Raw genomic sequence first — 13,564 nt, forward strand, 5'->3', positions numbered from 1 at the left:
CCATGCGACAGGACATCCGCCGCCTGGCGCCGGTGTCGGCGTTCTTCGCCCTGAGCGGCTTCGCCCACGGCAGCTGGACGCCGCGGCTGCCGGGCATCGTGGAGCAGATCGGGGCCGACGTCGGCATCCTCGGCATCACGCTGACCGGGTCCAGCATCGGCATGATCATCGCGGCCTCGCTGGCCGGCCGGCTGTGCATGGCCTTCGGCGCGCGCCGGATGCTGGCGGCCAGCACGCTGCTGGTCTGCCTGACGCTGCCGCTGCTCGGCTCGGTCACCACGGTGGTGGCCTTCGGCATCGCGCTGGTCGTGCTCGGGCTCGGCATCGGCCTGCTCGACGTGGCGATGAACGTGGCCGCGGCCGCCATGGAACAGCGGCTCGACCGCCCGGTGATGTCGATCTTCCACGCGGCCCTGCCCATCGGCGGCGTGCTCGCCTCCCTGGCCGCCGCGCTGGCCGCCGGACTCAAGATCAGCCCGCAGGCGCACCTGCTGGTGGTGGGCGTGGTCGGCCTGGCCGCCACGCTGACCGCGCTGCGGGCCATCCCCAAGGACCTCACCGGCCAGCCGAAGCAGGACGAGGCCGGGCGCACCGGCCGGGCGCCGTTCCGCCTGCCCGCGCTGTGGCTGCTGGCCGGGGTCGCGCTGTGCTCGGTGATCGCCGAGGGCACCGCGGGCAAGTGGTCCGCGCTGTTCCTGGTGGGCGACCGGGGCGTGTCCGAGGGCGCGGCCGCGCTGGCCTACACGGTCTTCGCCGCCTCGATGATGGTGGCCAGGCTGTTCGGCGAGCAGGTGCGCAACCGGTGGAGCGCGGCCCGGATCCTGGTCTGCACCAGCGTGGTCGGCGCCTTCGGCCTGCTGAGCGCGGTGCTGGTGCCCTCGGCCCTGGTCAGCTACCTGGGCTTCGCGCTCGCCGGAGTTGGCCTGGCCTACGCGTTCCCGGTGGCGCTGGCGATGGCGGGCAAGGCGGGCCGGGACAACGGCGGCGACGGGGCGCGCGAGATCGGGTTCGTCACCACGGTGGCCTACTGCGGCTCCTTCGCCGGATCGCCGCTGGTCGGCGGCATCGCCCAGGTCAGCAGCCTGGCGGTGGCGTTCGTCGTGGTGGGACTGCTGGCCGCGCTGATCGGCCCGCTCGGGGCGTCGGCCCAGGCCGTGCTGGGGAAGAAGAAGCAGCCTGAGCCGACCGCCCGCTAGGGCGCGAAGGCGAGCTTGCCCGCGCCGTAACCGCTGCCGGGTCCCAGCGCGAGCAGCTCGAAGGCCGCGCTGGACTCGGTGAGTGGGAAGACGTCGGTGACCAGCTGCTCGCAGGGCAGGCCGCGGATCAGCTCGATCGCGGCCGGGAACACCTGCGCGTGGTAGTCGCAGCTGCCGATCAGGCTGACGCAGCGGCCGGTCAGGTCGAAGGGCCGGACCGTGGCGGTGGCCGCGGTGTCGCAGCCCAGCAGCAGCACCCGCCCGCCGTCCTGCACCGTGCGCAGGCTCGGCTCCAGCAGCGAGCCGGTGGTGTCCACCACGACCGTCGGCGGCGGGGAGGCTGACTCGTCGAGCTCGGCCAGCGGGGTCAGGCCGGTGACCGCCTCGGCCAGCTCGCGCCGGTACGGGTCGGGCTCGACCAGGCTGACCCGCGCCGCCCAGCGGACCGCGAGCAGGGCGGAGAGCACGCCCATCGGGCCGCCGCCGAGCACGACCACCCGGTCGTCAGGGCCGACCGCGGCCGCGCGCAGCCCGGTCAGCACGCAGGCCAGCGGCTCGATCAGCACGCCACGCCGGTCCGGCACGTCGGCCGGCAGCGGGTAGAGCGCCTGCTCCTCGACGGTGAGCAGCTGGGCGAAGGCGCCGTCCCGGCCGACGCCGATCTCCAGCGCCGACTTGTTCGCGCAGTGGCTGCTCTCCGCGCGCAGGCACCGGTCGCAGCGGCCGCAGGACTGGGTCGGATCCAGCACCACCCGGTCGCCGGGCCGCAGCCTGGTCACCCCTTCGCCGACCTCGGTCACCACGCCGACCGCCTCGTGCCCGAGCACCCTGGGCGGCTCGCAGTGGTAGCGGCCGAGGTAGATCGCCCGGTCGGTGCCGCAGACCCCGGCCAGCGTGGGCCGGAAGGTCACCTGGCCCGGTCCGGGCGCGGGCGGGGCGGCCCGCTGTTCCAGCGTCAGCTCACCGGGTCCGCGGAACTGAAGGACATGCATGTTGTCCGTGCCTTTCAGAGTGAGGTGAGGACGCGGTCCAGCCGGTCGCAGATGAGGTCCGCCTCCTCGTGGGTCAGGATCAGCGGCGGGCGGATCTTCACCACGTTGCCGAGGCCGTACCGCGAGGAACGCAACAGCAGGCCGTGTTCCCGGCCTTTCCGGACGATCTCGTTGGTCAGCGCGGGCGAAGGCGTGCCGTCCCGGTCGACCACTTCGAAACCGATCATCAGGCCGACGCCGCGAATGTCGTCGACACACCGGTGCCGATTCCGGAGCTCGGTCAGCCTGCACAGGATGTGTGCGCCGACCTCGCGCACATTCGCCAGGAAATCCTCGTCGTCCACCACGCTCAGGGTGGCGTTGGCCGCCGCGGCGGCGAGCACGTTCGCGCCGGAGGTGAAGGAGAGGTATTCGGTCTCCATCGGCCCCAGTTTCGGATCGGAGAGCATCGCGGCGACCTGCGCGCCACCGCCGAGACCCTTGCCAATGGTGATGACATCCGGCTGCACGCCGAAGTGCTCGGCGGCGAACATCCGGCCGGTCCGGCCGATGCCGGTCTGGATCTCGTCGAAGATGAGCACGATGTCGCGCTCATCGCAGAACTCGCGCAGGCGGGCGAGATAACCGTCCGGCGCGACCACGTTGCCGCCGTTGCCGGTGATCGGCTCGACGATGACCGCGGCGACACTGCCGGAGCTGGCGAACTCGATGAAGTCGTCGATCCGGTTCACGCACATCAGGCCGCAGGTCTCCCGCCGCTGCCCGTAGAAACAGCGGTGGCAGTACGGGTCCGGCACGATCAGCCTGCTGATCCCCACCTCCGGGAAGGGCGCGCGGCGGAAGGCGTTGCCGGAGATCGCGGTGGTGGCCATGGTCTGGCCGTGGTGGCCGCGGAACAGGCTGATGATGTCCCGGCGGCCGGTGGCCCGCTGGGCCAGTTTGATCGCGCCCTCATTGGCATCCGAGCCGCTGGCCACTTTCAGGTGCACGCGCTGGATGTTCTCCGGCGACACCGAGACGAGTTTGCGCACCAGCTCGTTCACCGGGTGGTTCTGGAACGACGAGGACGCGTGCACCAGCAGCTCGGCCTGGTGCTGAATCGCCTTGACCAGTGCGGGATGGCGATAACCGATGCTCAGGTTGAAAGTTCCGGCGGCGCAGTCGAGGTATTTGTTCCCCTCGGCGTCGCAGGCGTAAACACCCTCCCCGTCGACGATGGTGACCGTTCCGACGCTGTAGGAGTACAACTCCCTGACGTCGCCCACCAGATTGGTAGCCATCGAACCTCCTCTTGGCTGACAGAGGAAATTCTATGGACGGGTAAGAGTGGTTGCGAACAAAGGAAATTCAGCGCAAACCGAGGAGTCGGGGCAGCTCGCGCATGTCCTCGAACTCAATGGTGCGCTCGCCGGTCAGCGCGCCCGGCGGCACCAGTTCAGTGCGGTAGCCGAGCACCGTCATACCGGCCGCCCGTCCGGCGGCGACACCGGCCGGGCTGTCCTCGACCACGGCGCAGCGGTCCGGCGGCACGCCCATCTTCCTGGCGGCGTGCAGGAAGAGGTCGGGCGCCGGTTTGCCGTGCTCGACCTCCACCGCGCTGAAGATCCGGCCGTCGAAGCGGTCGGCCAGCCCGGTGATGCCCAGCGTGGTGGCCATCTTCTCCGGGGTGCCGCTGGAGGCCACGCAGGTCGGCACACCCGCGGCGGCGATCGCGTCCAGTGCCGCCACCACGCCGGGGACCGCGGTGAGGTCGCGGCGGAACCGGTCCCGGTAGCGCTCGTGCAGCCCGGCCAGCCAGTCCGCGCCCAGCGCCCGGCCCACCTGGCGCTCGATCTCGGCCAGCATGTGCTCATCCGACTTGCCCAGGAACCGGCCGGCCACCTCCGCCGGCGTCAGCGGCCACCCGGTCTGGGTGATCAGCTCCGCCTCGACCTGGACGCAGAGCCGCTCGCTGTCCACCAGCACGCCGTCGCAGTCGAAGATCACCAGGTCGAAGTGGCCGTTCACCGGTCCAGGTCACCGCCTCGAAGTAGGTCGCGGGCCGCGGCCGCGATGTGCCCGGCCGAGATCCCGGCCAGGTCGAGCTGTTCGGCAGGCGAGGCGGAACCGGGCATGGTCCGCACCGCCAGGTGCCGGGCACGATACGTGATCTCCTGCTCCGCCAGCCCCTCGAATATGGCGGCACCGAGCCCGCCTTCCGGCCGGTGGTCCTCGGCGACCACCAGCCGTCCGCCGGTGGCGGCCAGCGCCAGCCGGACCGTGGCCGTGTCGCAGGGCTTCACCGAGTAGAGGTCCAGCACCCTGGCGTGGATCCCTTGCGCGGCAAGGGTGTCCGCCGCCTCCAGCGCCTCGTGCACGGTCACCCCGGCGGCCGCGAGCACCACCGAGTCCCGCTCGTCCGAGCGCGGCGTCTTGGCACCGCCCACCGGGAACTGCTCCTCGGGGCCGTACAGCACCGGCCGGGCGTTGCGGGTGATCCGCAGGTAGCAGATGCCGCCGGTGTCCAGCGCGGCTTTGGTCAGCGCCCCCGCGGAGACCGCCTCGCTGGGGTAGAGCACCACCGAGCCGTGGATGGCGCGCATCGCGGCCAGGTCCTCCAGCGCCATCTGGCTGGGGCCGTCCCGGCCGATCTCCACCCCGCCGTGCGAACCGGCCAGCACCAGCCGCGACCGCGAGATCGCGGCCATCCGGACGAAGTCGTAGCCCCGGCTCAGGAACGCGCCGTAGGTGGAGACCACCGGGGTGAAACCGCGCGCGGACAGGCCGACCGCGGTGCCCAGCATCTGCTGCTCGGCGATGTAGGTCTCGATGAACCGGCCGGGGTGCCGGGCGGCGAACCGGTCGGTGCGCATGGACACCGTCACGTCGCCGTCGATCACCACCACCTCCGGGCGCTCGCCCAGCTCGGCCAGCGCGTCCCCGAAGGCGTCCCGGATGGCGACCGCCGCGCCGACGGCGTAACGGGGGAGGCGCACCTCGGTCCGGGCGGGCGGCGGTTGCGCGGGCTTGCGCGGGGGCGGCGGTCCGGTCAGCCGCACTCGTTCCGGCGGTTCGATCAGGGCCAGCGCGCGGCGGGCGGTGGCCTCGTCCAGGGCCGCGCCGTGCATCTCGGCGCGGTGGGTGATCTCCTCGAAGCCCTGCCCCTTCACCGTGCGCGCGACGATGGCCAGCGGCTCGGCGTTCGTGCCTGCTTGGGCGAGTGCGGCGTCCACCTGGTCGAGGTCGTGGCCGTCGATCTCGGCGACCTGCCAGCCGAAGGCGCGCAGCCGGGCCGCGTAGGTCTCGGCCGGGCTCCGGTGCGGCACCGGCCCGGACTGGCCGTAGCCGTTCACGTCGATGATCGCGGTCAGGTTGGCCAGCCGGTGGATCGCGGCCTTGTCGAATGCCTCCCACATCGAGCCCTCGGCCAGTTCGCCGTCCCCGCACAGCACCCACACCCGGTACGGGCGGCGGGCCAGCCGCGCGGCCAGCGCCATGCCGACCCCGATCGGCAGTCCCTGACCGAGCGAGCCGGTGGCCACGTCCACCCACGGCAGGTCGGGCGTCGGGTGGCCCTGCAACCGGGAACCGCGCTGGCGGTAGGTGGACAGCTCCTCGACCTCGATCGCGCCCGCCGCGGCCAGCACCGAGTACCAGAGCCCGGAGACGTGTCCCTTGGACAGGACCAGGCGGTCGTTGTCCGGGTGCGCGGGATCGGCCCAGTCGTAGCGGAAGTGGCGGCTCATCAGCGTGGCGACCACATCGGCGCAGGACATCGCCGAGGTGGGGTGCCCCGATCCGGCCGCGGTGCTGGTGCGGATCGCGTCCGCGCGGAGCTGGTCGGCGAGCCGGCGCAGCTGGGTCTTGGTCACCTCGCTGCCTGCGAGCTCGGTCATCTCGGGTCTCCTCCCTCGGCCAGGCCGAGCAGTGGCCCGCACCGCCTCGCGATCTCCGGTCCCGGCGCGCGCGGACCGACGTGCTCACAGGTCGCCGCACCAGCGACCGCACCCGCCGTGGCGGCCTTCGCTGGAGCGAGTCCGGCGATCCGGGCGGCCACGTAGGCGCCGTGGAAGGCATCGCCCGCACCGGTGGAGTCGATCACCTTGGCCGCAGCCGCAGGCACCCGGTCGACCCGACCGTCCGCGTCGGCGACCACCGAGCCGCGCGCGCCGAGGGTCACCACCACGACCTCGGGGCCGCCGGCCAGCAGCTTGCGCGCGGCGTCCTCGGCCACCTCGGTGCCGGCGAACCGGACGGCCACGTGTTCGGGCACGATCAGCTCGTCGATGTCGGCCAGCGCGGCGCCGAGCCAGTCGGCGTCCTCGACGTCGGCGAAGGTGCGCACCCCGAGTCCCTTGGCGGCTTCGAGGCCGTACCGGCTGAACTCGGCCTCCCTGCCGTCGGAGAAGAAGGCGCCGCAGCGGCGCAGCAGGCTCGGCGGCAGCTGGGTGTGGTCCGGGGTCAGCGCCGGGTCCTTCTGGGTCACGATGGTCCGTTCGCCATTTCCGTCCACCACCACCGCGGCGAAATGGTGGTCGGCGCCCGGCACCAGAATCGAGCCCTCGACCGCGCAGCCGTGGTCGAGCAGGAAACGGCGGTGCTGTTCGCCGTCGGGATCCGCGCCAAAACGGCCAACGAAGTTGGTGCGCAGGCCCAGCACGCTCATCACCAGGCAGGCGTTGGTCGCTTCCCCGCCGACCGCCCTGGCCAGCTCGTGCGCCACCTGCTTGTGGCCGGGGCTGAGCGCTTCGCCGATGCGCAGGGTGTAGTCGATCGTGGCATTTCCGACGACCACCACGTCGTAGCGCGTTTCCGGTGGACTCGTCATGGAAAGCACCCTGCCGGAGCAGGCGGAGAGCGCGCAAACACGTCGATTCGCCTTACGCTCGCCGGGTGCGCGTCCTCCATTGCCCCGATCCCGTCGAGTCGGTCACCAGCGGCCCGCGCCTGTTCCTGGCCGGTCCGTCACCGCGGAACTCCACCGCGTCCTGGCGCGATGAGGCCTGCGCCCATCTGCGCAAAGTCCAGTTCACCGGAGTGGTGCTGCACCCGCAGTCCCGGCCGGGCGAACCGGCCGTTCCGGTCGAGGTGCAGTTGCGCTGGGACTGGCTGGCCGGCGCGCACGCCGACGCGATCGTGTTCTGGATTCCCCGGGTCATGCCGGAACTGCCCGGCCTGACCTCCAATTTCGAGTTCGGCCTCTGGGCCCGTTCCGGCAAGGCCGTGCTGGGCGCGCCGCCGGAAGCCGCCGAGATGGCCTATCTCCGCGGCACCGCCGAGCTGTTCGGCGTGCCCCAGGCCGACACCCTGCCGGACGCACTCGACCAGGCGCTCTTGGTGCTCGCCGCCTAATCCGCGAGCCGGTTCGCTTCGAGATAGGCGATATCCCGTTCGTAGAGCAGGTGGTGGCCGAGCTCGAACACCCGCTGTTGCGCCGGATCACCATTCCGAGCCCGGCCCACGATGAACTCGACCATTTCCCGAAGTCGCCGGACGGCCGTCGCGGCCACCGCACCGGGCGTGATCTCAGCCATTCCGTAGGCCGCCACGAACAACGCCAGCCGCCTGCGCTGTTCCGCGAGACCTGGATAGGGCACATCGGGATTTTCCGGGTCGGTCAGCGGCACGAACCGGTAGGCCGTGTACGCCAGGTCCCACACCCGCGGACCGGGGGAGATGGTGTCGAAGTCGATGACCCCGGTAAGCCGGTCTCCCTCGAACATCAGGTTGTACGGGGCGAAATCGTTGTGGCACAGCACTTCCACCGGTTCGTGCGCGGGCAGCTGCCAGACCGCGCCTTCCGGTGGCCGGAAGTCGACGGTGGCCTCGTGGTAGTCGCGCAGCAGTTCCGCGACCGCGATGAGGGTGCGGTCGCTGAGCACGTGCGCGGGCAGCGGGTAGTGCGCCACCGCGCCGGGCAGCAGGCTGATGACCTCCCGGCCCTGCTCATCCAGGCCCAATGCCTCCGGCGCGCGGTCGAAGCCGCGCCGGCGCAGGTGGTCGAGCAGCGCGTGCACCGAGGGTGTCCACGGCCCGGCGGTCCGCCGGACCGTGTCACCCACTTTCACCACGCTGGTCATGTTGCCGCCGGTCAGGATTTCTTCCACGAGCGCCACCCTAACTATTCTTCCGGCGGGGTCTCCAGCCGACGGTTGATCTCCTTCCACGCCTCCGCGTAGTACTGGGCGAGTTTGGCCACCGGATCGGAACAATGCGCGGGCAGGCCGTCGATCGCGCCGTAGAGGCTGTGCAGCGCACCGGCTTGCAGGTGAATCCAGCGCAGCAGTGTCCGGCCCGAACTGGTCAGCCGCAAACTCGGATCGCTGTTCATGCTCTGCACGATCGCCCCGATCCGCGCCAGCCGCGAAGAATCCTCCTCCGCCGCCACGACCGCCGGTCCAGCAGGCTTGCGCCGGGCGACCGGATCCTCACCCCGGTTCAGCCGCATCCGCACATCGCGCGCGGTGGACAGCGAAATCCCGGCCTCCTTGGCGATCTGCCGCAACGAGGCATCCGGGTTGTCCCGGACAAACCGGGAGGCGCGAATCCGGCCGGCCGCCGGACTGATCGGCCGGACCCGGCCGTCCGCGCCGATCCGGGTGTTCGACTGCGCAATTCCGGGATTCGAACGGGCCCGGATCGTGGCCACCGTGCGCGGTGACAGTCCGGTGGTGCCGCCGACCACCCGATCCGACCATTCCGGGGTGGCCGCGATGATCCGTTCCGCCGCGGCCCGCCGATCGGCCAGGGTCAGCGGCAGGCCGTGCATGGTGTTGAGCCGCACGGCCAGCACAAATGCCTCCGCTTCACTGCCTTCGAAGAATTCCGCCTCGATCTCGGTCCGCCGCAACAGGATCGCGGCCCGCACCCGGTGCACGCCGTCGATCACCCGCAGGGACGGCCAGTGCACCAGAATCGGCGGCAGCGCGGCAGCTGAACCGGCCAGTTTCGCCACGTGCTCCGCATCGGCCCCGGCCGAACGCGGCGAATCCCGCAAGCTCAGACTGCTGATCGGCACGATCCGAGTGCGGCCGCCATCCCGGACCGGACTCGTCAAATGTTCCGCTCGCTCCAGTTGCCGGACGTCGTCCTGCACGTAGACCGCCTCCCCAGCGCCGTCTCGTGTGGCCTAACCGCTAGCAGAAAGAACGTTTGCGCGACAGCCCCAAGTGCATCCCCAGTTCTGATCTCCCCAACGGAGCCGGTCCGAAACCGAACCGTGATAAGAACCAGACGTAACCTACCCGCCGGGCCACTGTCAAGACTGGTTACGGTGATCGGGTTTGGCCGAGATCAGCAACGAATGGCCGGTATCCAGCGGGTTTCGCGTGTGCGTGAATTCAGTCCGGCACGGCATTCGCGACACCGGACAACTAAGCCGCACCCCGGATGACCTCCACCAGACTCGCGAAGCTCGCCGAGCCGAAGCCAGCGGCGACACCCCGCGCGGTCAGCGACTCCACCAGCCGCGGCAACGCCGAATCCAGCCCGCGCTCCTCGCTGGCCCGCACCAGGTTCGCCATCAGCGGCCAGTCCAGCTCCAGCCAGTCCTGCTCGCCCGGATACGCACCGTGATCCACCTGTTCTGCGTAGTCGGCGACAACTTCGGAGACGGTGCCGCGCAGCCACCGGGTGAGCATCGGCGTCACCGCGCTGGCCCGCACCCCGTCCGCGGTGAGCAGCGCGGCGGTGTGCAGGTAGCCGACGAGCGTGGCCCAGGCGAAGTTCAGCAGCGCGATGTCGTAGAGGGCCGCCGTGCCGGGGTCCGCGCCGAGGTAGGTCGCGTTGCCCAGCCGGTCCAGCACCGCCCGGTGCCGCTCGAACACCGCCGCGTCCCCGCTGTAGACCAGCTCCGTCTCCGGTCGGCCCACGTGCTCGGGATGCGCCATCAGCGCCCCGTCGAGGTACCGCCCGCCCCTGGCCGCCACCCGAGCCGCGGTCTCCCGGGCCTCCGCGCTGGTGCCCGAGGTGAGGTTGACCAGGTCCCGCCCACCAAGATCCCGCGCCAGCAACGACCACAGCTCGTCGTGGTCCGCCGCGCACAACACCACCAGCGCCGCATCGAAGGAGTCCCCGGCCACCACCCCCAACGCCCCGGCCAGCCCGGTCCCACGGGCATTGACCCCCACCACCGCAACCTGCTCCACGCGTCCTCCAACCTACAAAACATAACCTACGTTCTGTAGGATAAGCACATGGCAGACCAACGCCTCAACCGCCAGGACCGCCGCAGGCAACTCCTGGACACCGCCACCGAGATCATCGCCACCGAGGGCGCCGCCGCCCTGACCCTGGTCCGCCTCGCCGAACGCGCCCGCGTCTCCCGCCCCGTCGCCTACGACCACTTCACCACCAGAGAAGGCCTGCTCCTGGCCCTGTACCGGGACTACGACGAGCAGCTGAGCGAGGCCATGCGCACGGCAAGGGCCCGGGCGGGCTCACTCCACCAGGTGGCCACCGCGGTCGTCACGGCCTACGTCGACGGCCTGCTCGCCGCGGGCCCGGAATGCGCGGAGATCAAAGCGGCCCTCTCCGGCCACCCGGAAACCCGCCACTTCCGCCACCAGTCGGAGCAGTTGTACCGGGATGAGCTCCGCGCCGCCTTCCGCCCCTTCGCCCCAGCCACCCCGCCAGTCATCACCGGCCTGTTCCACGCCCTGGACGGCCTGGCCACCGCGGCGGCCGAGGGCAGGACGACCCGGGCCAAGGCGGTAACGGCGGCGGTCACCATCGTGGTCAGCACGCTGCGCGCGGCAGGTCAGGGCGGCGGCAGCTCCACCAGAACCTCCGCCACGCCATCGAGCAGCTCGGGCGCGGGTCGCCCGGACAGCGGCTCCGCCTCGGCGACCACCACCAGCTTCCCGTCCCGCCGCGAGTCGTAGTACCGCCCGGTGAACGTCACGCCCGCCGCCCCCACCAGCCCCGCGGCCAACGGCGACACGTTGCCGGTGCCGTCCAGATCGACCAGCGTCCGGAACCGCTCAGCCTCCGCCGCGACCGGCATCCGCACCCACGCCACCGACACGATCATGGTGTCGCCCTGCCCGCCATCGAGGGCGAACAACATCCGGTCCAGCGACCGGCAGGGCGACCGGAGGAAGAACTGCCGCACCTCGCCGTAGGAGTGCAGCGCACACGAGGCGGCTTTGCGCCCGGCCTCCTTCACCCGCCGCAACCGCATCCCACGCCAGACATCGCCCCGCTTCCCCTTCCGGGCGGCGTCCTTGCCACTGCGGACCGCGCCACGAAGCGCCTGCCCCACCGACGACTGCACCGAGACAGCACTCCCTGCCCCGGCCCCGCCGCCAACCGAAACCGCTCCAGCGCCAACAGCGACGGCCGCCACAACGGCCAAGGCAGGGCGACTCGCGCGAGGTATCCACTTCCCGTCCGGACCGCGCGGTTGATCAGGCTTGCCCATCAGTCCCCCCTGGAGTGACGTCTCGCCGATGGTGCGCCAGAACAACGGGGAAGAGGCCAACAAGCGCCAGATCAACGCAAAATCCCAGGTAGAAAGCCCAGGTAAGCCGAGAAAAGAGAAAGATCAAGACGAGCGGAGAACCACGGCGACACCCCCGCAAAGCGACCGGTGACCCGTGGCGGCACCCCCGCAAAGCGACCGGTGACCCGTGGCGACACCCGCACAAAGTGACCGGGGACCCGTGGCGGCACCCCCGCCAAGCGACCGGGGACCCGTGGCGGCACCCCCGCCAAGCGACCGGAGAACCACGGCGACACCCCCGCCAAGCGAGCGGGGGTCCGGGGGCAGAGCCCGCCGGGCGGGGTCCGGGGGTCGCACCCCCGGTGTGATGAATGGAGTCGCCCCGGCGAAGCGCGCAGCGCGAGCAGGGGCGACCCAGTCGACGGAATGGGGCCGGTGGGAGTCGAACCCACACTGGCACGGACCTAAACCGTGTGCCTCTGCCAATTGGGCTACGGCCCCGTCGGCGTACAGCCTAACCGGCGACACCTGCCGGGTGGAGGCGGACTGGGTGACGCGGCGTGGCGGGTTGGGGCTACCGTGATCCCGCGTCAGACATTCGTCCTGCGAGGAGGGACCTGTGGCTCGGGATCCGGAGAGCATTCAGCGTGACATCGAGCAGGCGCGGGACTCGCTGGCCGCGACCTTGGACGAGCTGGCGGTGCGGGCTAATCCGAAGAAGTTCGTGGATGAGTCCAAGGCCGCGGTGAAGTCCAAGCTGGACGACCCGCGGATCAAGTACTCCTTGATCGCCTTTGGCGTGCTGGTGGTGCTCGCGCTGGTGCGCAAGATCTTCCGCTGAGTGGGGCCGGGCCTGCTGCCGCGGGGTCAGTTGAGCAGCGGTAGCAGGGCCTGCTCCAGGAGCTTGTCGACGAACGCCTCGTCGATGGGCTCGCCGGTGAGCATCAGGCGGTAGGTCAGGGTGGCGCCGGCCAGCTCGTTCACCATGCCCAGCGGTGCGTGCCGGTTGATCTCGCCGCGTTCGGCTCCGCGTTCCAGGATGCGGCGCAGCATGCCGCGCTGGCCGGTGAGGAAGCTGTCGCGGAAGGCGGTGGCCAGTTCTGGCTCGTGCGGGAGCTCGCCGACCAGGGCCTGGGCCGCTTTGCCGGAGGGGCCGGTCAGGAAGTCGACGTAGCCCAGCAGGAACTCGCGCAGGTCGCCGGCGACCGAACCGGTGTCGGGTTCGGGGACGCTGCGGCTGACCAGCTCGTTGCAGGTGTCGATGACCAGTTCGAGCTTGGACTCCCAGCGGCGGTAGATGGTCGCCTTGCCCGCCTTCGCCCTGGCCGCGACCGCGTCCATGGTCAGCGCGCGGTAGCCGACCTCGGCCATCACTTCCAGGGTGGCCTTGCGCAGGGCGTCGTCGCGGGTCGCGTCGCGCGGTCTGCCCCGGGGCGCTCCACCTGCTTCCTTGGCTCGGCTGCTGCCGTGCAACTCCTCAGTGCCTGGCGCAGTCGCCAAACCTGCCCCCTCTCACCGCCGCCGACGCCTGTGTCGGCGACGTGACCGCCCGTGTCCTGCCATCCTAGGGGCGCGGTGCGGCCTGGGGTGTCAACCGGTCGTCCGAAGTGGAAGGTCAGCCGGTGTTGGTGGCCGCCTGCGCGCCTTGTTCTTCCGCTTCTTCCACTTCCTCGCCGTCGGGCTGGGTGGGCGCTTCGGCCACCGGGGTCAGGCCGTGCCGGGCGTGCAGGTAGGCCGTGGTGAAGGCGAAGGCGTCGCCGTCGAGCAGGTGCACCGCCCTGCTGGGGGTGCCGGGGGCGATCCGTTCCAGGATCTGGTCCGCCTGGTCGCGGGCGGCGATCAGGCCTGGCGCGGTGGCCGCCTCCTCCAGCTGGCCGTACCGGACCGTGACGGTCCAGTCCTCGCCTTCGGGCATGTAGTCGACGGTGATCGGTGTGTGGTCCATTGACGCCTCC

At 71.1% G+C, this 13,564-nt stretch carries 14 protein-coding genes, 1 tRNA gene and 1 pseudogene; 4 read left to right on the forward strand and 12 right to left on the reverse strand.

Annotated features, from left to right (window positions below):
* Nucleotides 1-2 precede the first annotated feature (2 nt).
* Nucleotides 3-1,196 (forward strand): MFS transporter, encoded by a 1,194-nt coding sequence (locus N8J89_RS05665; protein WP_283663297.1) that lies wholly within the window; start codon nucleotides 3-5, stop codon nucleotides 1,194-1,196.
* Here N8J89_RS05665 and N8J89_RS05670 read toward each other — a convergent pair.
* The 5 genes from N8J89_RS05670 to N8J89_RS05690 form a co-directional block, all read right to left on the reverse strand.
* Nucleotides 1,193-2,188, reverse strand: coding sequence for a zinc-dependent alcohol dehydrogenase (locus N8J89_RS05670; RefSeq protein ID WP_283663298.1), 996 nt, complete (start codon nucleotides 2,186-2,188; stop codon nucleotides 1,193-1,195). The genes N8J89_RS05665 and N8J89_RS05670 overlap by 4 nt on opposite strands.
* Before the next feature lie 14 nt (nucleotides 2,189-2,202).
* On the reverse strand, nucleotides 2,203-3,468 hold the full coding sequence (locus tag N8J89_RS05675) for an aspartate aminotransferase family protein (protein WP_283663299.1): 1,266 nt from the start codon (nucleotides 3,466-3,468) through the stop codon (nucleotides 2,203-2,205).
* Nucleotides 3,469-3,535: 67 nt separating this feature from the next.
* Nucleotides 3,536-4,195: an HAD family hydrolase gene (locus tag N8J89_RS05680; RefSeq protein ID WP_252480076.1), complete on the reverse strand. Its 660-nt coding sequence runs from the start codon at nucleotides 4,193-4,195 to the stop codon at nucleotides 3,536-3,538.
* On the reverse strand, nucleotides 4,192-6,063 hold the full coding sequence (locus tag N8J89_RS05685; protein WP_283663300.1) for a transketolase: 1,872 nt from the start codon (nucleotides 6,061-6,063) through the stop codon (nucleotides 4,192-4,194). Before N8J89_RS05685 ends, N8J89_RS05680 begins: the two co-directional genes overlap by 4 nt.
* The gene (locus tag N8J89_RS05690) at nucleotides 6,060-6,995 is read right to left on the reverse strand and encodes a carbohydrate kinase family protein (protein ID WP_283663301.1); all 936 of its coding nucleotides are present in this window, start codon (nucleotides 6,993-6,995) and stop codon (nucleotides 6,060-6,062) included. The genes N8J89_RS05685 and N8J89_RS05690 overlap by 4 nt, the downstream gene beginning before the upstream one ends.
* Before the next feature lie 65 nt (nucleotides 6,996-7,060).
* Between N8J89_RS05690 and N8J89_RS05695 the strand changes: the two genes are divergently transcribed.
* Nucleotides 7,061-7,519 (forward strand): nucleoside 2-deoxyribosyltransferase domain-containing protein, encoded by a 459-nt coding sequence (locus N8J89_RS05695; RefSeq protein WP_283663302.1) that lies wholly within the window; start codon nucleotides 7,061-7,063, stop codon nucleotides 7,517-7,519.
* Here the strand turns inward: N8J89_RS05695 and N8J89_RS05700 are convergent.
* From N8J89_RS05700 to N8J89_RS05710, 3 genes are all read right to left on the reverse strand, one after another.
* Nucleotides 7,516-8,274, reverse strand: a complete 759-nt coding sequence (locus N8J89_RS05700) for a phosphotransferase enzyme family protein (protein ID WP_283663303.1) — start codon at nucleotides 8,272-8,274, stop codon at nucleotides 7,516-7,518. The two genes, N8J89_RS05695 and N8J89_RS05700, sit on opposite strands and share 4 nt — an antisense overlap.
* Nucleotides 8,275-8,288: 14 nt before the next feature.
* On the reverse strand, nucleotides 8,289-9,185 hold the full coding sequence (locus N8J89_RS05705; RefSeq protein WP_283663304.1) for a ParB/RepB/Spo0J family partition protein: 897 nt from the start codon (nucleotides 9,183-9,185) through the stop codon (nucleotides 8,289-8,291).
* A gap of 355 nt (nucleotides 9,186-9,540) precedes the next feature.
* Complete coding sequence (locus N8J89_RS05710) at nucleotides 9,541-10,314, reverse strand: imine reductase family protein (RefSeq protein ID WP_283663305.1); 774 nt, start codon at nucleotides 10,312-10,314, stop codon at nucleotides 9,541-9,543.
* Between the two features lie 48 nt (nucleotides 10,315-10,362).
* On the opposite strand from N8J89_RS05710, the pseudogene N8J89_RS05715 reads away from it, so the two are divergent.
* Nucleotides 10,363-10,533: pseudogene (locus N8J89_RS05715) on the forward strand (helix-turn-helix domain-containing protein); the annotation flags it as partial.
* 392 nt (nucleotides 10,534-10,925) lie between these two features.
* Here N8J89_RS05715 and N8J89_RS05720 read toward each other — a convergent pair.
* Together N8J89_RS05720 and N8J89_RS05725 are read right to left on the reverse strand one after the other, a co-directional pair.
* Nucleotides 10,926-11,441, reverse strand: a complete 516-nt coding sequence (locus N8J89_RS05720) for a hypothetical protein (RefSeq protein ID WP_283663306.1) — start codon at nucleotides 11,439-11,441, stop codon at nucleotides 10,926-10,928.
* A 595-nt stretch (nucleotides 11,442-12,036) separates the two neighbouring features.
* Nucleotides 12,037-12,110: transfer RNA gene (locus tag N8J89_RS05725), tRNA-Leu, on the reverse strand.
* Between the two features lie 118 nt (nucleotides 12,111-12,228).
* Here N8J89_RS05725 and N8J89_RS05730 point away from each other — a divergent pair.
* Complete coding sequence (locus tag N8J89_RS05730) at nucleotides 12,229-12,450, forward strand: DUF3618 domain-containing protein (protein WP_252480084.1); 222 nt, start codon at nucleotides 12,229-12,231, stop codon at nucleotides 12,448-12,450.
* Between the two features lie 26 nt (nucleotides 12,451-12,476).
* Here the strand turns inward: N8J89_RS05730 and N8J89_RS05735 are convergent, their stop codons facing one another.
* Together N8J89_RS05735 and N8J89_RS05740 are read right to left on the reverse strand one after the other, a co-directional pair.
* Nucleotides 12,477-13,109, reverse strand: a complete 633-nt coding sequence (locus N8J89_RS05735) for a TetR/AcrR family transcriptional regulator (protein ID WP_252480085.1) — start codon at nucleotides 13,107-13,109, stop codon at nucleotides 12,477-12,479.
* Nucleotides 13,110-13,224: 115 nt separating this feature from the next.
* Nucleotides 13,225-13,554, reverse strand: coding sequence for a hypothetical protein (locus N8J89_RS05740; RefSeq protein WP_283663307.1), 330 nt, complete (start codon nucleotides 13,552-13,554; stop codon nucleotides 13,225-13,227).
* Nucleotides 13,555-13,564 lie beyond the last annotated feature (10 nt).

Origin of the sequence: Crossiella sp. CA-258035 (assembly GCF_030064675.1) — a bacterium.
Classification (GTDB): domain Bacteria; phylum Actinomycetota; class Actinomycetes; order Mycobacteriales; family Pseudonocardiaceae; genus Crossiella.